Genomic DNA, 18,312 nt, shown 5'->3' on the forward strand with positions numbered 1-18,312 from the left:
CCCCTTGAAGACGACGAGGTAGATAGGGCAGAGGTGGAAGTGCAGCAATGCATGGAGCTGACTGTTACTAATAGGTCGAGGGCATAACCAGACAAAGTGATAGGAGATAAGAAGGATGATTCTTTGTATGTAGTTTTGAAGGTACACAATATTGAAATATTCCTCGATAGCTCAGTGGTAGAGCATTCGGCTGTTAACCGAAGGGTCGTTGGTTCGAGCCCAACTCGGGGAGCTTGTAGACCGTGGGCTTAACTTACGGTCTATAAAAATATAATGAGCTATTTAAAAGTAGTAAGGCTCCTTGGTCAAGCGGTTAAGACATCGCCCTTTCACGGCGGTAACACGGGTTCGATTCCCGTAGGAGTCATTGTTAGTTTGCCGATGTGGCTCAATTCTTTAAGATTGACTGCGTCAATCTCAGGCAGAGCGCTGGTTACAAATCAGTTGCTCTGAAGTTTAGGTAGTTTGCCGATGTGGCTCAATTGGCAGAGCAGCTGATTTGTAATCAGCAGGTTATCGGTTCGAGTCCGATCATCGGCTTTGGTCCTTATGTCTTTTGGATGTATTGGACATTATACATGTGGACCTTTAGCTCAGTTGGTTAGAGCAATCGGCTCATAACCGATCGGTCCTGGGTTCGAGTCCCCGAAGGTCCACTTTTTAATAATAGGTACTTGATAATTGTATTTGATTAATAATTAAATATGGCCCAGTGGCTCAGTTGGTTAGAGCGCCGCCCTGTCACGGCGGAGGTCGAGAGTTCGAGTCTCTTCTGGGTCGTTGTGTGGGATCTTAGCTCAGCTGGGAGAGCATCTGCCTTACAAGCAGAGGGTCATAGGTTCGAGCCCTATAGGTCCCATATATGCCACAGTGGCGGAACAGGCCAGATGCCCGAGACTTAAAATCCAATTCGTTGGGCGTCCACTTTGGCAAAGAATACCTTGTATTCCAAGGATTTTATAATTTAATATTTTGCAAATGTGTTTGCATCCCTCCAAAATATCCCTTCAAATTCGGAAGGAAAAGGAGAGATTGTTAACAGATTTGCCGGTGTGGCGGAATAGGCAGACGCAAAGGACTTAAAATCCTTCGGGAGTTAATCCCGTACCGGTTCAAGTCCGGTCACCGGCAGTATTCACTAAAGGCTTAGACAATCAGTTGTTTGAGCCTTTTGCCGTACATAGCCACCCGTCATGGCGGCGGAAGGAAAATTACCTACAATGGCATTGGCAGTGTTTATTTTTTGGCTATAATCAAAATGTGTATATAGATTAGCTGTAGTGCCAATTGTACTATGACCAAGCCACTCCTGTATGCATTTTAAGTCTACCCCATTGGTATAGAGCAGTGTAGCGCAGCTGTGCCGAAGGTCGTGAAAACGAATCTTGCGCAGACCAGATTTTTTCAATATAAGAGCAAAATGCTGGCTTATATAACCTGGTTTTAAACGTTCGCCCAAATCATTTCTTATTAATGTAATCCAGAGAGTCCAGGCAATAGGAATCACCACACAGTTCCCGCTGTAGCTGCTGTTTTTGCATGAGCTGTACAAGAGCAGCTTCAAAAGGTGGAACCAGTGGAAGTTTTCTGGTACTGGACTTTGTTTTTGTCTTGTCCGTAGAAATATGTTGACAATGGCCCTCCAGATAGATATCCGTGACCACATGGTTTATAGAGATGGTCTTACTGACAAATTCAATATGGGACCATTTTATTCCTAAGGCCTCACTTCGACGCATGCCATAAAATGCGGCAAGAATTACACAGATTTCAATCGGGTCTCCGTGTACCGCTTTGAATAATTCTGCTAGTTCTTCTGCATTATAATACTAAGATGAGTAATCATTTTCTTCCGGTCGTTCAATGCGGTCTGCCGAGTTTCCCTTAAGCAAGTTGATATTTACAGCATACTCCAGGCACTTATGTATATTTGCATGTTTTCGTATTACCGTGTTGGGTTTCACATGATTGTGTTCAAATTCATAGGTATAATAATCCATAAAGAAGATAATGAAAACGCTCTTTTACAGTGTCAAAAATGTGATTATAATGCAAAGGGAGCATAGAAATTGATTCAATATACTTTGGAAAAGAAATTCACCAAACAGCAGGTACAGGAATTATTCTTGCCTGTAGGATAGATTTCAAATCATGGCAGATGGCTTTGCGATGCAGAGCTGTAATTTTGAGAATAAGATTTAGAGGCAATTAATAATGTGTAGATTCCTACTTTAGAGCTGAATATGAACAGAAGATTATAATTGGTGAGGTTAAGGATATGAAGAGTATATTGGTTATTCAGGACGGCGGTCGTCCTAACGGAAACACCGTTCAACTTGTAGATGCTTTTATCAATGGAGTGCGGTACGCTGGGCACAAGGTGGAGATTGTGTCTCTTCTTAGGACAGAAGTAAAGGGGTGCGTGGGTTGTAATGCCTGCCGATATGGCAAACCATGTATACAGAAGGAGGCATTATTCATTGAGAGATTTTACTGCATTGCCGAGGAAGATAAGAATCCCCCTTTAGGTCGTTATGAAAAGTATCCGTTATTGGGCAACTTGGGGTTGAGTCGGGCGATTATGGGAAGTTAACAGTAAAACCAGGAACTCCGTTCGAACGTGGATTGGTAATTCGTGTTATCCTGCATGGTATATTTATTACGGCTGCTACGGTTTCGGCCTATCAGTTTGGTATCACCACAGACAGTCACAGCAAAGGAATGACAATGGCCTTTTTTGTTCTGGCAACTTCACAATTAATCCATGCGATAAACCAGCGTTCTAATATAGACTCTGTTTTTGCAAGGGGAAATGCACATAACAAAGCATTATATTGCACAATGCTTGTGTCAGGAGTAATTCTTGCTTTTATTATGCTGATCCCTACTCTGCGCCGCTTTTTCAGTCTTACTACACTTACAACCTTGGAGTGGATGATCGCTTTAGGTCTTTCCCTGCTACCATTAGTACTTGTAGAGATTACAAAAGTTATTATTCGTATCCGGCATGAGGAAAAGGCCGGGTAATATATACTTATTGAACTGCTAATGTTCAATAAGGTATGTATTGAATAACCGGATGACTTTAAAAACGAAAATCATTCGGTTATTTTTATACCAAAGTATGCAAGAAAAGTTGCCAGTGGCAGGTTTTCTATATAGGAGCTATATCTAATTTTATGTAAACGTCAGAAATAGAGGTGTCTTCAAAAAGTCAGTACACAAAACAGGTATTTCATTACACTTTCCCCAATAATAGTCTAAAATCCGTTATACTCAACGAGTGAGGCTATGATGAAGAAAGGAACTATATTAACTGTAATTTTAGTATTAGCTGGTTTGATTTTGGTAAAACCATTTAGTATCTACTTTGGTCATCACTGAATGAATAATTTGATTGAGAAAATTTAATTTATTCTAATAAACAAGAAAAAAGGATGGAAAGAGTTATGAAAAAATTAGCAGCTACGGTACTTAGAACAAGTATGTTTTTTATTGGTTGGGTCCTATTAGTGGAATTGTTTCCAATACCAAACTATGAAAATGCTGCCATCTGGAGATTTTGGGCAGAATTAATCCCTTTCTTGTGTGTAGTGGTGTTTACTGCTATATTTTGGCTGATTGATAAGCGGAAAATTGGGTTGTGCCTTGTTTCAAAACCTATAAAAAACAGTATTGCAGGTTTGATTATCAGCGCTATTTGGCTGGGAGCTGTTACTGCTGTTTTAATGATTTGCGGAGTAATGAAAATAAATGATTATAAGGCAATACCTATGCTGTGGCTGTGGTTGATTTCAGCTCTTATCAACACCGTAATGCAGGAATTACTTGTCCGTGGATATTTATATCAAATGATAAAATCAAACTATAATATGTTGGCAGCTATAATAGTTACGACAGCCTTGTTTACATTTATGCATGGAGGCGCTTTTGAGGCTGGAATTATTTCTGTTTTAAATGTTTTATCAATGAGTGTTTTAATGACTATAGTTTTAGAGTATACACAATCATTGATTGCACCAATTATTATGCATTTCATCTGGAACGCTGTCGGAGCTATTATTCTAGGGGGAGTATCTCTAGCGGATGATTATCCATATTTATTTTCTACTGAATTTAAAGGAAATGGACTATTAACAGGTGGTGTGTCCAAAATCGAGGGGAGTATAGTGGTTTTAATTATAAACATTGTTTTGATCGCTGGGTTTTGCGTTTTTTCAAGAAGAGCTGATTCATCGGTTACGAAACACTATTTATAAAGGAAATCCTGCCAAGAGGCGTTCCATTGACAGCCTTACAATTCTGATAATGACAAACTGAAAAGTCGCCTGAAACAGGACGGCTTATAGGGCATGCCGTGAAAACGCAGATTCTTCTTATAGCCTCTTTAAACGGATGTGATTTTGCTTCATACGGGTCAGATAATTGGAAGATTAATGCCTCGTAATAAAGCTTCAAAACTGCATATACTGTCCGCATACGTGACTTGGTTCAGAGGAAAAGTACTAAATCAGAGGCTTGAAGTATTTCTCAAGCTCTTGATTTTGAGCCCCTGACTTAGAACTTTTCTAATCTATTGTTTAAAGACAGGGCTGATGTATTTACTAATGCCAAGAAATATAAGGCAGAACTTGATACTTGTCTTAAAGTAAATCAGTAGGAATACAAATTTTGCTAGGTTTTATTTTTATATAAAAGCATTTAGATATTCCATGTTATCAAACGTAATTTTGACATAAGATATAGCTATCTTAACAAAATGAGGTGCAGTTTGAAACAAAAACGTAGAGGTAAGCCAATAAAAGGGGCATAGCAAACAAACCCTGCACAAATTTTATTTTTATGAAAGGCAGATAGACTACTATTTGCCGTAATCAGAAGTCCGCAATCATATTATCAATAATTGTGCATCCTGGTATATTCCTGTTATAGAAGTTTTGCATCGTCCGTCCACAAAGGGAGTGACGTGAAGGAATAAAGCTTGGTTTGATCATGTCACACATAAATAAGTCGCAGATGTCTTAACAGGTGGACGACCTATATAATTATGATAAAAAGGTGAAGGAAAATGGGAAAAGAGTAGTGGAAAAGAGGTGTGTCGTAAATGGTAAAACTTTATGACTGATAATATGAAAATAAATGCCGATAACAGTCCAGTTTTGATTGATTTAAATCCGGTATTTCATTTGGATTAGTTAACGATACAAGAAAAGGCTTTAAGGAATGGAGGAATATGAAATGGGAGAAACAATCTTACAACTTGAAAACATTGTAAAATCGTTCCCGGGTGTATTGGCACTGGATGGTATAGATCTTAATTTGCGTAGTGGTGAAATTCATGCGGTATGTGGCGAGAATGGTGCTGGTAAATCAACGCTGATGAAGGTTGTTTGTGGTGTTCATCAAGCAGACAAGGGAGAAATGGTTGTAAATGGTATTACCGAGTGCTTTAAGAATCCAATGGAAGCATATAAAAAAGGAATCTCTATCATTTTTCAAGAGACAAGTCTATTTGAGGAAATGACCGTTCTTGATAATTTGTTTTTGGGTCATGAGAAGACAAAAAAAACCATGGGAATCTCTCATATTGATTATACAGCGATGAGAGAGGAGGCTACAGAGATATTCAAGAGACTAAATACAACGATAGATTTGGATGCAAAAATCAAGGCGCTAGGTATGGCTCAAAAGCAGATGGTAGAAATCGCGAAAGCATTAACCTTCAATGCTAATATTATTATTTTTGATGAGCCAACGGCTTCACTGACTCAAAGAGAAGTCGAAGCATTATTTAAGATCATTGATGAACTTAAGAAAAGTGGAATGGGAATTGTGTATATTAGTCATCGTTTAGAAGAGATATTTGAAATTAGCGATCGAGTTACCGTTATTCGTGACGGTAAATATATTTCCACAAAGGATACTAAAAAGACTACTAAGAATGAGCTGGTAGCTGACATGGTTGGTCGTGAGATGGGAGAGTATTATCCGAAAACAGAAACAAAAATTGGTGATAAGCTTTTGGAGGTTAAACATTATTACGATCAGGGATTTCTTAACGATATAAATTTCTATTTGAGAAAAGGTGAAATTCTAGGTTTCTCAGGTTTAGCAGGTGCTGGAAGGACCGAAGTAATGGAATCTCTTTGCGGGTTCACGGAAAGAGCCGCCGGTCAGGTGTTCTTAGAAGGTGAGGAAATAAAAATAAACAACTATCGTGACGCTAAAAAAGCAGGCATTGTTTATGTTTCTGAGGATCGTGGTAAATACGGAGTGATTGTCGATATGATAATCAAGCAGAATATTACCTTACCTCAGTTGCATCGGTTTTCAAAAGCACTAGGTGTGATGGATATTCCGGCCGAGGGAAAGGCCGCAGATAAGTACATTGGCGAGATGGGAATTAAGGCACCAGATGGTGATTTTTTGGTGGCAAATTTATCGGGTGGAAATCAGCAAAAGGTATCTGTTTCTAAAGCACTGGCACTAAAACCAAAAATATTAATTTTAGATGAGCCTACTAGAGGCGTAGACGTAAGTGCGAAAGCGGAAATTCACAAGATTATTAGTGAGTTAACACAAAAAGGAGTAACGATTATTATGATCTCGTCGGAATTACCAGAACTTATCGGTATGTGTGATCGAATTTACGTTATGAAGGAAGGGCGCATCGCCGGAAGCTTTGATAGGGATGAAGTTACTCAAGAGAAGATTTTGATAATGGCCCTAGGGACAGAAACTGGAGAGGGGAAAGCATAAGATGAAAAAACTGAAATTAGCAACAGGAACGGAGTTTTATTTGGCAGTCCTCCTGTTAGTTGCGTTAATTCTGTTAAGAGTATTAGCTCCAGGTTTTTATACCATGAACAATATAATGAGCTTACTTAATACCTTTAGTTATACTCTAATTGCAGCGATAGGGATGAATCTTATTATTATTACATCTAATATTGATGTTTCTACAGGAGCCTTAGTATCGGTAATTTGTTTAGCATTAGCGGCAGCGGGTAAAGGTGGATTGCCGTTTGCTGGATTATTACCATTAGCGATGCTAATTGGTATGTTGTTAAGTGGTATCAACGGCTTATTTATTACCGGTATGAAGATTCCGGCAATTGTAGCTACACTTGCCACGGCTCAGATTTTTCAAGGGATTCTACCGCTAATGGTAGAAGGTTCTATATACGATTTACCGGCAAGTTTTACATGGTTAGCGTTCGATGCGAAGATATTTGGAGTGATTCCGGCAAGTGTTCTACTTTGTTTAATTGTTACGGTTGCCGCACTTATTTTTATGAAATATTCTCGTTTTGCAAAAAAGATATATGCAATCGGCAACAACAAGCAAGGTGCAAGACTGGCGGGGATTGCGGTCGATAAGATCGTTGTAATCACTTATATAGTAGCGGGTACACTTTTTGGAGTTGCATCTACGATAATTGCAACTGCGGGACAACGAGTAACGACAACTATGGGAACTGGTTTAGAAATGACTTTGATAGCTGCTGTAGTTCTTGGTGGAACAAGTACGGCCGGTGGTTCCGGAAGTATAGTTGGAACGGTGATTGGTGCATTTATTCTGTCAATGATTTCACCAGCGATTAATTACCTTGGAATTAGCCCTAACTGGTCAGATGCTGTTAAGGGAGCAATTATCATCATTTCAGTGGTTGTTAGTGGTGCAAGACACATTAAGCGCAAACGCGTAATTGAGCCCCTGACAGAAAAGCAACTTAGGAAGGAGGCGGCATAGTGAAAAATAAAATCCTAAGTTTTTCTTTTAATAAGGCATTATTTGTAATTTGGGTATTGATATTTCTTTTTATCGGAATTATGGCGCCTTCGTTCTTTTCTTGGCCGTATATATGTAATGTAATGCTAAGGAATATCGTAGAAATAGGTCTTGTTGCTTTACCAATGACTTTCATTATTATCACTGGTGGGATTGACTTGTCAGTGGGTAATACTATGATATTATCAGCAATGTTAGGTGGACTAGCCTATATGAAATGGGGAAATATAGCAGCGCTTTTAGTAACCTTGTTAACAGGGCTAATCTGTGGTTTGATAAATGGTATAATTATAGCTAAAATCAAAATTTCGTCGATGGTTGCCACTCTTGCGACTATGTATTTATTCCTTGGACTTGCTAGAGGGATATCAAAGGGTGACAGTGTTTACTACTATGGACTAGCGGATTTTATGGGAAATACATCGATTGCAGGAATTCCAATGCAGATATGGATTTTTATTTTATTAGCAATTATCTTTGTATTTGTACTGGGTAAGACGTCTTTTGGCAGACAACTATATTGTATCGGGTTGAATCCTAATGCCACACGCTATAGTGGTATTGATACTGACCGTGTGCAAATAGGAATTTATTGTCTTTGTGGTGTTATCTGTGCTTTAGCGGCACTGATTTTCCTTGGGCGATTCACCAGTGTTAAGTACGATGCTGGAACAAATTTTAATTTAAAGGTTATTACGATTGTAGTTCTTGGTGGAACATCCATAGCTGGTGGGATTGGTGATATGCGGGGAACAATTTTGGCAACCCTAATCATTGCCACATTGAATAGTGGTTTAACAGTAATGAATATTCCGATTGATATTCAAACAATTATACAAGGAACGGTACTAATCATTGCTTTGGTCGCCAATGCGGTTGTAAATGCAAGGTCGAAACAGAAACGAATAATAGAAGTTAAGAAAGCGGTAGCAATTTAATATTTACATAAAAAGGAAGGTAGGATTAATGGTATGAAAAAGAACAGGATGAAGAGCAGAATAGTTGCAACATTCTTATTAGCAGTGATGCTGCTAGGAGTTGTGGGGTGTAGTAAAACTGATTCTTCCGGAAAAGACACATCAAAAGATGATTCCGGGAGTAAATCAAACGGTGTAACCGTAGCAATGCTTCCTAAGTTTAAGGGGGAAAACTATTTTGACGCGTGCAAGACAGGTGCAGAAGAAGCAGCAGAAGAGCTGGATATTACGTTACTTTATGATGGCCCTCCGCAAGATCAGGCGACAAATCAGAAGCAAGTAGATATTTTAGAAGGTTGGATTGCGCAGCAAGTGAATGTAATCATTGTATCACCAAATGACCCAACAGCAATTGCGCCAACACTTAAGAAAGCGCAAAATGCGGGTATTAAAATAGTAACCTTTGATGCTGATGCACAAGAGGATTCCCGAGATATCTTTGTAAATCAGATTACTCCTGAAAGTGCTGCTAAAGGGTTACTGGATGGTGTTGCTGATAATCTAAAGGAAAAGGGTTATGGAGACGGTAAGAAAGCTAATATTGCACTAGTTTCAAGTTCCGGTACAGACGCAAATCAAAAGGCATGGGAAGAAGCTATTGATGTGTTGTTAGAAACTAGTGATTATAGCTTTATGCAGATTAAAAATAGGGAAACAGATGTATACTATCCGGGTACAGATGAAACAAAAGTAAATAGTGATTCGGCAACCTTGATTGGTCGAATGGGTGATGGCGATGACAAGATTCAAGCAGCGATTGGTTTGTCTTCAATGGCTACACCGGCACTCGGAGCTCAATTCCAATCAGCATCTAGTAAACCAGATATTTCTAAAATTTCTATAACTGGACTAGCAACACCAAATGCGCTGAAAACATATATTAAGGATGATGAAAATCCGATGAACTCAGGTGTTCTATGGAATTGTATGGACTTAGGCTACTTGGCAGTACAAGCTGCTTATCAACTTAATGAAGGGACTATTGATGAGTCTTCATCAAGTATTACAGCAGGACGTATTGGCGGCAAGGAAATCGTTGACAGAGTTTGTATTCTGGGAGATGCTTTAGTATTTGATTCAGCGACAGTAGACGAATTCGATTACTAAAATGTAATAGTGTTTAACTAAGGTCATCTCTCAAATTAAATTTGGGAGATGACCTTGGCTATGCTATAGTAGACATACGATATTACATTTAATTGAGGTAGTAAAAGGAGAGGCCCATGAAGAGAACAAAGCTCAAAATAAGAATGAGCACTCGTCTTAGTCTGGCATACGTAATTGGTGTCATTGTAGCGGTCGGAATTGCCGTCTGGGGGTTATACTATTATAACTCATTGAGAACCTATAAAGAGGGCAGGGTTACACTTATACAGTTGACAGAAACGACTATGACGCAAGTAGATAGTCGGTTAACAAACATGGAGCAGACGATTATCGACATCCTCTCCAATCGAGATTTTATTACCAGTTGGCAAACGTTTCAAGTTAGTCCCTATGAGGAGGAGCGTAATTCCGTAAAGCGTATTTTAACGGATGGCTATAAAAATCGCTCGGACATTCGGCGCGTGGCGGTATATGATGCCGCCGGCAGATATATTGTCACCGGCGTAAAAAGTATTAATCAAAGGGATATTAACAAATACGTTCAGGATGTCAACAAGATTGAAGAATTGGAACTGATAAATGGCCGCGTCTTTTTAGGTCCGAGAATTGATTTCTGGAACCCGGAAACAGGAGTCGAAGTTATTACTCAAATCAGACCAATTAAAGATCGGCTGGGTAAGGTGTTGGGCTACATAGAGGTTCAACAAAATTGCTTTTATATTGAACGTATCTGTGATGTTAAATGGGGTGATGAACGTCTAAAGACAATTATTCTTTGGGGACACGACAACGACATGCTCTATCAAAGTGATGATAAGAAGCTTAGTGAAGCCGATTTAGGTTTGTATGCCAAGATGGTTGATGAATATACTCAGTATAAAGATTTTCCGGATGAGGTTGCCGCTATGGCGGATTCTAATTTCTATGATTGTCGGATGATTTTGGCACTTCCAAAAGATCTTCTTTATCATTCGGTTCGGGAAACAATGCGTTGGATAATGGCCTTAGCAGCACTATTGGTTATTGGAACTGTTTTTTATATCATCCTTGTAACGAGAGTAAATATGCGTCCATTTAATCAGTTTCTAAAAAGGATGCAGGATACAGATTTGAATTGTATGAGGCCTTCATCAGAGGTGGCGAAAACGGATTGGGAAACTCAAACGTTAATTGACTCTTATGATGATATGACCAGTCGTTTGAAAAAATCACTGGAAAAGCAAAGTAAACTTTTGGAGGTTCAGACCAAAACGGTTTTTGGCGTACTGCAGTCAGAAATAAGTCCGCACTTTCTATACAATACACTTGGTAGTATCGCTAATATGTGTGAGCGTGGCGATTCAGATGAAGCGGCCAATGCTTGTTATTCTTTAACTGAAATATTACGATATACATCAAATTACACGACAGCAGAAGTGACTGTAGGAGAAGAAATCGAGAATTTATTTGCATATTTTGCAATTATGAAGAGCCGGTATAGGCAACGTTTTATTTATGAGATCGAGCTGGACGATCGCGTTAAAAATGTAGGGCTTCCAAAACTCACCTTGCAACCAATTGTTGAGAATGCAATTAAGTATAGTTTGTTGGAAACCGAGACAGTAGCAGTTAAAGTATATGTAATTTATTTTGATCGGCATATGATTATTGAAGTCAAAGATAATGGCAAAGGGATGTCCTTAGAAGATATTGAAAAAATAAAAGGACGTGTCGAAGGATTTCAGGATGACGAAAGTGCAAAGGATATTATTGAACAAATCCAGTTTGGCGGTATGGGTCTTAGTGGAACCTTGATACGTTTATCCATATTTTTTGGTGAGGATTTTGAATATACGTTTTTAGGTCAAAATGATGAAGGCGGAACAACTGTTGTTTTGAGAATGAAAGTAGAGGACTAGGGATGTATAAGGTGCTATTAGTAGATGACGAACCGGCGATTTTAGAATCAGAAAGAAGAGCAATAAACAATTATGTGGAAGATTTTGAAATAATTGGCGAAGCATATACGGTTAAGCAGGCAATAGAAATATATGAGAAATATAAGCCGGATGTAATTTTGAGTGATATAAAAATGCCGAAACAGACGGGGGTTGACTTATTTAAGTATATCTCCGAGCAGGATGATAATGGTAGTATCTGTATAGCGGTTAGTGGCTATTCAGATTTTGGTTATGTTCATGATGCTTTTATGTATGGGGCTTACGATTATTTATTAAAACCGGTGGAACCGGCAAAACTCAAAGACCTATTTGTCCGTATTTATCGGCTTTTGATAGCGACTAAAGAAAATAGTGAGAATCTAAAACTACCAGCAGCAAGGATATCTGGTAAAGAACTAATAAATAGCATTGATAGTTTTGTGAATAATCATCTTTCGGATGACAATAGTATTGTCCAGATATGTAGTAAGTTCATGATTAGTCAACCATATCTTAGTAAAATATTCCGAAAATATAAAGGGTGTACTTATCACGAATATTTGATTGGCATTAAAATAGATAAAGCTAAAGAATTGCTTCATGAAGGAAATTACCTTATTGGTGAAGTTGCAGCAGTGCTGGGTTTTACCGATCAATTTTATTTTAGCAAGGTCTTCAAAAATACCGTCGGTAGGACACCTCGAGAATACAAAAAAGAGATATTGGAATAGATGGTGTTTGTTTTGTATATTATAAATTAGCGTTTGGTTTTTCCATGTACGTTTATTAAGGGATGAGATATGATTTAGTAAATGTAAAGGAGGAGACTATAATGTTGACGAATAGAGAAAGAGAACGGCAAACGTTAAACTTCATGAAGCCTGAGGATAGAGGCTCAGTTGAAGAGACATTTTACCCTTGGGTACTCACAACAACTCGTTTCAAAGAAGAAGGAATGCCTGAAGAAATTGCTGAAGGGGCTAAAGATATTACAAATGATTTGGTTGGCAATAAAGAGAACCAGGCTGAAAAATATTTACCGGTTAGTTGGGGGGCCGGTGTAATGGAGTATGAAAAGTATTTAGGGTTTGATGCTGTTAGAAGAGTGCATTTTGTTTTACCCTTTAGGCGCTTCGAAGAGAAAGTAATTGAAGATGTACCTGAGCATGTAATTAAGCAAGATATCTATGGGCGGCAAGTTATTCAAAAAGCAGGTTCTGATTTAGAGCTTAACTATAAACCGGTTATCGAAACAGGAGAGGACTGGGAAGCTTTAAAAGAGCATGCCCGTAAAGAACTGGAAATATATTATACAGATGAGCTACTTGAAGAGGCGTATGGACATTTACAGGAAGCACACGAAAGAGGTGACTATTCTATTCGCCTTAATGTTGAAGGCTTCTTCTGGGTTCCTAGAGAATTAATGGGCGTTGAGCAACACATGTATGCCTTTTATGATGAGCCGGAGATGATGAAAGATATCAATGATTTTATCTATGAAGTTTATTGCACAAAGCTTCTAAAAGTTATTGATAGAATTCAACCGGACGTAGTTTATATCATGGAAGACTTAAGTGGTAAAAATGGACCGATGATTTCCGGTGATTGTTTTGAAGAGTTCTTGGCTCCGTATTACCGCAAGATTATTGCTCTATTTAAAGAACATGGTGTGGGTAATGTTTTCGTTGATACGGATGGTGATTTTGCTCAGCTGATTCCCAACTTTATGGAATCCGGTGTTGATGGATTTTTGCCGATGGATGTAAACGCCGGTATGGATATTGTGAAAGTCCGCGAGCAATTTCCAACACTAAAATTTATTGGTAGTTTTAACAAATTGGAGATTGCCAATGGAAAAGAGGCAATCGATCGTGAGTTTGAAAGGATCTTACCGGTTATACGTGGTGGTGGATATATTCCCGGCTCTGATCATCAAGTAGCCCCGAGTACTTCTTTAGAAGATTACAAATACTATATTAGTAGACTTAAAGAAGCGATGAAACAATGTGGTGCCGATTTATAAGCTAGGCCCCTTCTTTTTGGAATAGGAAAATCCTTGTCGAAGCAAGCGCTTCTGACAGGGATTTTTAACAATGATTATACTCATACGTACCATAAAAGTAATTCAGTGTATCAAAAAAAGTATTGACGAATCAAGATTTGTTGTTATAATGAGAACATAATATAATTAACACGTGTAAACCACATATTGAGCATTAGTTAACACGCGTTAACATTAAGATGAAGGAGGAAATATTATGAAGAAAAAAAGTTTGACAAAACGAGTACACGGTAAAGATTGAGCAGATTCCGTTCTCACAGCTTGTCAGCAAGATCACAGTGGCTGCCCAGAGCAAAAGTCTTCCGGATATTATCCAGGTCGATGGATGTGATCATGCTTCATTTTCTGCAATGGGAATTTTTGCAGACTTCACTTACAAATTTGCCCCTATACCGGCTTATGATGAAGATAGTGGAAGCGCTACCTGTATTGGAGGAGAAAACCTTGCAATTGTAAATAATGATAACCTGGAAGGATCATGGGAATGTGTAAAGAGTCTGTTTAACGAAGATATGATGAATGATTATTGTAAAAAATCAGGTATGATTCCAACAGTAAAGACTTTTGCCATGGCGGATGAATATTTTACAGATGATCCTGTTATGAAGGTATTTGTTGAAAATATGGAAGTTGCTAAAACGAGAGGCCCGTCCCCAATCTGGCCTCAGATTTCGCAAGTACTGCGTGATATGCTGCAGGAGGTTGGAACAGGAGCAGACGCAGAGACAGCAGCGGCGAACGGTATTAAGAACATGCAGCAATATGTAGAAAAATAGAGTTGGGGAGTGTCCCTTAAAAATCATGCAGGTGCTTTTAAATAAAGCACCTGTTTTAAAAAGGTGGGTACATTTATGAAAGGAATAAGAGTGAACCAAAGTTTGCATTTGCGGCTGTAACGATAACAAATATATGGGTCGGCATTCCATTTAATATGCTGCTGGTGCTGACCGGTATGACGACGATCCCAGACGATGTATATGAAGCTGCCAGAATTGACGGGGCAGGTAAATCTCAGAGCCTCCGTTATATCACACTTCCTCTTTTGAAGGCCACGATGGTCAGTGCGGTTACAATTGGATTTATTTACACATTCAAGGCATATGATTTAATCGTGGGAATGACCCAGGGAGGGCCAAATCATGCAACGGAAATGATTTCGACACTGATTTATCAGGAAAACTTCACCACATTTGACTTTGGAAAAGGAAGTGCCATGGCCAATGTGTATTTTCTGATTATTTTTGTAGTGGCAATATTCTACTCACAACTGGTAATAAAGGAGGAAGAATAATATGCATAAAGCTGCAAGAAAAAGGATAAAAAGTTATGTCTGTACAGTAATTGCCGTTGTGTTTACACTGATTTATCTGTTTCCTCTGTACTGGATGGTTATTACGTCCTTTAAGACGAAAGAAGAAATATTCAGTGCAGTTCCGACCTTTTGGCCAAAGAGCTTTTCATTGGATGCCTATATCACACAGTTTACGGTGCATGATGGGATATCTATGTTTTCTTATTTGAAAAACAGTATGATTATTGCGGTAGGTGCAACGCTGATATCAACAATCCTGGCCATGTTCGCTGCTTATGGGCTTGCAAGATACCGGATGAAAAGAAAGAGGACTTTGATTTTAATTTTGACAGTTACCCAGATGCTTCCGATGGTTATGTTTCTTGCGCCGATGCTTCAAACATTTAATAAGCTTGGAATTACGGGGAGCTATGCTTCTGTAATATTGTTTGATGCATTGTTTTCGATTCCAATGTCTATCATTATATTGAGACCATATTTTGCTTCGATTCCTAAGGAGCTGGAAGAGGCTTCCATTGTAGATGGCTGTAACAGATTCAACTGCTTTTTTAAGGTTATCCTGCCGAATGCTTATCCTGGAATCTTCGCTTGTGCATCTTTCGCATTTATGTCGGCCTGGGGGGACTTAATGGCATCCATGACCTTCCTGTCAGATGGAGAGAAACTTCCCATGACGGTTATGATGTACAAATCTATGGGCAGATATAGGGTAAACTGGAATTCATTGATGGCTACAGCCACAATGGTAATTATTCCGATTATTGTATTATTTCTGTTTATGAGGAAATCTCTTGTTTCAGGCCTGACAAGCGGTTCAGTAAAAGGATGATTTGAGAAAACTATATAATAGGAGGATTTTACAATGGCAAAGACGCCAGAAATGATCATAGATGAAGATATTAAAAAAATATATCTTGGTAATCTGAATACTGTTGAATTTAATTTGAAGCTTCCAGAGGAAGGAGCGCAGGGTACACAGATTACGTGGTCTTCGGATAATGAGCTGTTCCTGCGTCCGGACGGATCTGTCACCAGGCCAATGAATGGGATAGGTAATCGGAAGGTTCATTTGAAGGGAACCTTTAGCTATGGGGGACTTAAGAAAGAAAAAACATATGAAGTACATATTTTAGAGGAAAAAGGCAGAGTGGATATTGTTGAGGTTCTTACACTGGAGAGGACCGTAAAAGCAGGTGTACTGACGATGCTTCCCCATGCGGTAATCTTGCGGGGAGACAATGGGCATCTCTTCTCAAGGCGTGTGGACTGGGAGGGCGGAAATGAGCAAGTATTTAAAAAATGCGGCATTGTCCGGCTATGTGGGAAGATAAAAGAAGAGAAACTGCCTGCCAATATTGTGATTCATGTCAAAGAACAGGCAGAAACTGAAAAAATGAGCACGGTACCTGCAGTTACGGCAATGGACGGGGGCGAGACACATCTGACTGCCGGGAGTCAATTTTATCGTGCAATGGAACATGCCGTAACATATTTTAAAAGTGTAAATGATGATGAAATGCTCTATAATTTTCGTGTGGCAGCAGGGCTTGACACCCGGGGAGCAAAAGCCATGGAGGGCTGGGATTCGATGGAGTGCCTGCTGAGGGGACATACGACCGGACATTATCTGTCGGCATTGGCACTTTGCTATAGGGAAACGAAGGATGGAGAGATTCTTAGCAAACTTCAGTATATTGTTGAAGAATTGGGTAGGTGCCAGAAAGCATTTTCTGGATTGTCCGGGTATCACGAGGGTTATCTTGGGGCTTATTCAGAAGAACAGTATGATTTGCTGGAAAAAGGAGCAAAGTACCCGGATATATGGGCTCCATATTATACACTTCACAAATTACTGGCGGGGATGTTGGAAGCGTATTATTGGACCGAAAATGAAAAAGCTCTCAATATTGCAATCAAGGCCGGAATGTGGGTATATAGGAGGCTGAACAGGCTGACGAAAAATGAGCGTGAGCAAATGTGGGATACCTATATCGCGGGTGAATTCGGTGGGATAAATGAAACTTTTGCAGGCCTCTATGAAATTACAGGTAAGGAAGAATTTCTTATAACGGCAAAAATGTTTGACAACGACAGGTTGTTTGTACCAATGCAAGAACAAAAAGATGTGCTGGAGGGGCTTCATGCGAATCAGCATATACCTCAGATTATAGGCTGCATGGGGTTGTTCAAAGCGACAGGAGAGAAACATTATCATGATATTGCAGAATTTTTCTGGAAAATTGTGACAGGATCTCATACTTTTGTTAATGGGGGCACAGGAGAAAATGAGATGTTTTTTGAACCTGATGCATCGGCAGCGCATTTGACAGCGGAGACTGCGGAGTACTGTGCTTCTTACAATATGCTCAAGCTGACTAAGGAGCTGTTTCGGTACAATCCTAAAGCATTTTATATGGATTATTATGAGCGGTGTATGTTCAACCATATTGTGGCAGGTGTGGATCAAAAGCCAACCGGAGAAACAACGTATTTCTTTCCCCTTGGGCCAGGTGGAGTGAAAGAACCTAAATCTATAAATTCCTGTTGCCATGGGACCGGAATGGAGAGCCAGATGAAATATACGGAAGCCATTTATTTTCACACAAAGGATGAATTATATGTTAACTTATTCCTTAATTCTGAAACTGTATGGAAAGAAAAAGACGTTTGGATTCGGCAGGCAGTTGATAAAGAAAGTCCGGGGAATATAAAGCTTTGTATAGAAGGAGACACAGAGTTTGTGTTGAAAATCCGTTGCCCGTACTGGTGTAAAGGGGAATATGAGGTACTGGTAAATAGCGTAAAAGTAATTGCAAAATGTGATTCGGGTGGGTATATTAATATTAATAGGAAGAGAACCACAGATGTGGTTGAAATCCGGTTTAAGTGTGAGATTCGTATGGAATGTGCCAGTGGATCCGGGGATATTAAAGCATGGGCATATGGACCTTATATTTTGGCGGCATTATCGGAGCAAAGGAATTTTCTGGAGCTGGATGGCAGAGAGATGGAGCCTGAAAAGATAGGAGCCGATGGCCTGAGGTTCCGAATAAATTCCCGGAAAGATATTCTGTGGGTTCCGCTGGCGGACGTAGAGGATAAACGGTTTCACGTTTACTGGAAAAAAGTATGTTAGAAGAGTA

At 39.2% G+C, this 18,312-nt stretch carries 15 protein-coding genes, 7 tRNA genes, 1 rRNA gene and 1 pseudogene; 22 read left to right on the top strand and 2 right to left on the bottom strand.

What is annotated here, in order from left to right:
- From EDD59_RS13795 to EDD59_RS13830, 8 genes are all read left to right on the top strand, one after another.
- Nucleotides 1–91 (top strand): 23S ribosomal RNA (locus EDD59_RS13795); the annotation flags it as partial.
- A 69-nt stretch (nucleotides 92–160) separates the two neighbouring features.
- Nucleotides 161–232 (top strand) — tRNA-Asn (locus EDD59_RS13800).
- 63 nt (nucleotides 233–295) lie between these two features.
- Nucleotides 296–367 (top strand) — tRNA-Glu (locus EDD59_RS13805).
- A gap of 100 nt (nucleotides 368–467) precedes the next feature.
- A tRNA-Thr gene (locus EDD59_RS13810) sits at nucleotides 468–540 on the top strand.
- A 42-nt stretch (nucleotides 541–582) separates the two neighbouring features.
- Nucleotides 583–656, top strand: a tRNA-Ile gene (locus EDD59_RS13815).
- A gap of 50 nt (nucleotides 657–706) precedes the next feature.
- Nucleotides 707–780, top strand: a tRNA-Asp gene (locus EDD59_RS13820).
- A gap of 6 nt (nucleotides 781–786) precedes the next feature.
- Nucleotides 787–859 (top strand) — tRNA-Val (locus EDD59_RS13825).
- Between the two features lie 187 nt (nucleotides 860–1,046).
- Nucleotides 1,047–1,131, top strand: a tRNA-Leu gene (locus EDD59_RS13830).
- A gap of 7 nt (nucleotides 1,132–1,138) precedes the next feature.
- On the opposite strand, the gene EDD59_RS13835 is transcribed toward EDD59_RS13830, so the two are convergent.
- Together EDD59_RS13835 and EDD59_RS17850 are read right to left on the bottom strand one after the other, a co-directional pair.
- Nucleotides 1,139–1,666 (bottom strand): tyrosine-type recombinase/integrase, encoded by a 528-nt coding sequence (locus EDD59_RS13835; protein ID WP_132382883.1) that lies wholly within the window; start codon nucleotides 1,664–1,666, stop codon nucleotides 1,139–1,141.
- Nucleotides 1,667–1,829: 163 nt separating this feature from the next.
- Nucleotides 1,830–2,000 carry a hypothetical protein gene (locus EDD59_RS17850; protein ID WP_165920947.1) on the bottom strand — a complete coding sequence of 57 codons (171 nt, stop codon included), beginning with the start codon at nucleotides 1,998–2,000 and terminating at the stop codon, nucleotides 1,830–1,832.
- Nucleotides 2,001–2,278: 278 nt separating this feature from the next.
- Here EDD59_RS17850 and EDD59_RS13845 point away from each other — a divergent pair.
- From EDD59_RS13845 to EDD59_RS13910, 14 genes and pseudogenes are all read left to right on the top strand, one after another.
- Nucleotides 2,279–2,551: pseudogene (locus tag EDD59_RS13845) on the top strand (flavodoxin family protein); the annotation flags it as partial.
- Nucleotides 2,551–3,027 carry a cation transporting ATPase C-terminal domain-containing protein gene (locus EDD59_RS13850; protein ID WP_132382885.1) on the top strand — a complete coding sequence of 159 codons (477 nt, stop codon included), beginning with the start codon at nucleotides 2,551–2,553 and terminating at the stop codon, nucleotides 3,025–3,027. The pseudogene EDD59_RS13845 and the gene EDD59_RS13850, both read left to right, overlap by 1 nt.
- A gap of 422 nt (nucleotides 3,028–3,449) precedes the next feature.
- Nucleotides 3,450–4,259 (top strand): CPBP family intramembrane glutamic endopeptidase, encoded by an 810-nt coding sequence (locus EDD59_RS13855; protein WP_132382887.1) that lies wholly within the window; start codon nucleotides 3,450–3,452, stop codon nucleotides 4,257–4,259.
- Between the two features lie 979 nt (nucleotides 4,260–5,238).
- Nucleotides 5,239–6,759: a sugar ABC transporter ATP-binding protein gene (locus tag EDD59_RS13860; protein WP_132382889.1), complete on the top strand. Its 1,521-nt coding sequence runs from the start codon at nucleotides 5,239–5,241 to the stop codon at nucleotides 6,757–6,759.
- 1 nt (nucleotide 6,760) lies between these two features.
- A complete protein-coding gene (locus EDD59_RS13865; protein ID WP_132382891.1) occupies nucleotides 6,761–7,753 on the top strand; it encodes an ABC transporter permease in 993 nt (330 codons plus the stop codon).
- Nucleotides 7,753–8,730, top strand: coding sequence for an ABC transporter permease (locus EDD59_RS13870; protein ID WP_132382893.1), 978 nt, complete (start codon nucleotides 7,753–7,755; stop codon nucleotides 8,728–8,730). The genes EDD59_RS13865 and EDD59_RS13870 overlap by 1 nt, the downstream gene beginning before the upstream one ends.
- A 33-nt stretch (nucleotides 8,731–8,763) precedes the next feature.
- A complete protein-coding gene (locus EDD59_RS13875; protein ID WP_132382895.1) occupies nucleotides 8,764–9,876 on the top strand; it encodes an autoinducer 2 ABC transporter substrate-binding protein in 1,113 nt (370 codons plus the stop codon).
- A gap of 116 nt (nucleotides 9,877–9,992) precedes the next feature.
- Nucleotides 9,993–11,774: a cache domain-containing sensor histidine kinase gene (locus EDD59_RS13880; protein WP_132382897.1), complete on the top strand. Its 1,782-nt coding sequence runs from the start codon at nucleotides 9,993–9,995 to the stop codon at nucleotides 11,772–11,774.
- A 2-nt stretch (nucleotides 11,775–11,776) separates the two neighbouring features.
- On the top strand, nucleotides 11,777–12,526 hold the full coding sequence (locus EDD59_RS13885; RefSeq protein WP_132382899.1) for a response regulator transcription factor: 750 nt from the start codon (nucleotides 11,777–11,779) through the stop codon (nucleotides 12,524–12,526).
- A 101-nt stretch (nucleotides 12,527–12,627) separates the two neighbouring features.
- Entirely contained in the window at nucleotides 12,628–13,818 is a 1,191-nt protein-coding gene (locus tag EDD59_RS13890) for a uroporphyrinogen decarboxylase family protein (RefSeq protein WP_243117435.1), read from the top strand.
- 317 nt (nucleotides 13,819–14,135) lie between these two features.
- Nucleotides 14,136–14,633: a type 2 periplasmic-binding domain-containing protein gene (locus EDD59_RS13895; RefSeq protein ID WP_165920948.1), complete on the top strand. Its 498-nt coding sequence runs from the start codon at nucleotides 14,136–14,138 to the stop codon at nucleotides 14,631–14,633.
- Nucleotides 14,634–14,704: 71 nt separating this feature from the next.
- A complete protein-coding gene (locus tag EDD59_RS13900; protein WP_132382903.1) occupies nucleotides 14,705–15,148 on the top strand; it encodes a carbohydrate ABC transporter permease in 444 nt (147 codons plus the stop codon).
- Between the two features lies 1 nt (nucleotide 15,149).
- Nucleotides 15,150–15,998: a carbohydrate ABC transporter permease gene (locus EDD59_RS13905; RefSeq protein WP_132382905.1), complete on the top strand. Its 849-nt coding sequence runs from the start codon at nucleotides 15,150–15,152 to the stop codon at nucleotides 15,996–15,998.
- A 33-nt stretch (nucleotides 15,999–16,031) separates the two neighbouring features.
- The gene (locus EDD59_RS13910) at nucleotides 16,032–18,305 is read left to right on the top strand and encodes a beta-L-arabinofuranosidase domain-containing protein (RefSeq protein ID WP_132382907.1); all 2,274 of its coding nucleotides are present in this window, start codon (nucleotides 16,032–16,034) and stop codon (nucleotides 18,303–18,305) included.
- Nucleotides 18,306–18,312 lie beyond the last annotated feature (7 nt).

This window comes from Muricomes intestini (assembly GCF_004346165.1).
Taxonomy (GTDB): domain Bacteria; phylum Bacillota; class Clostridia; order Lachnospirales; family Lachnospiraceae; genus Muricomes; species Muricomes intestini.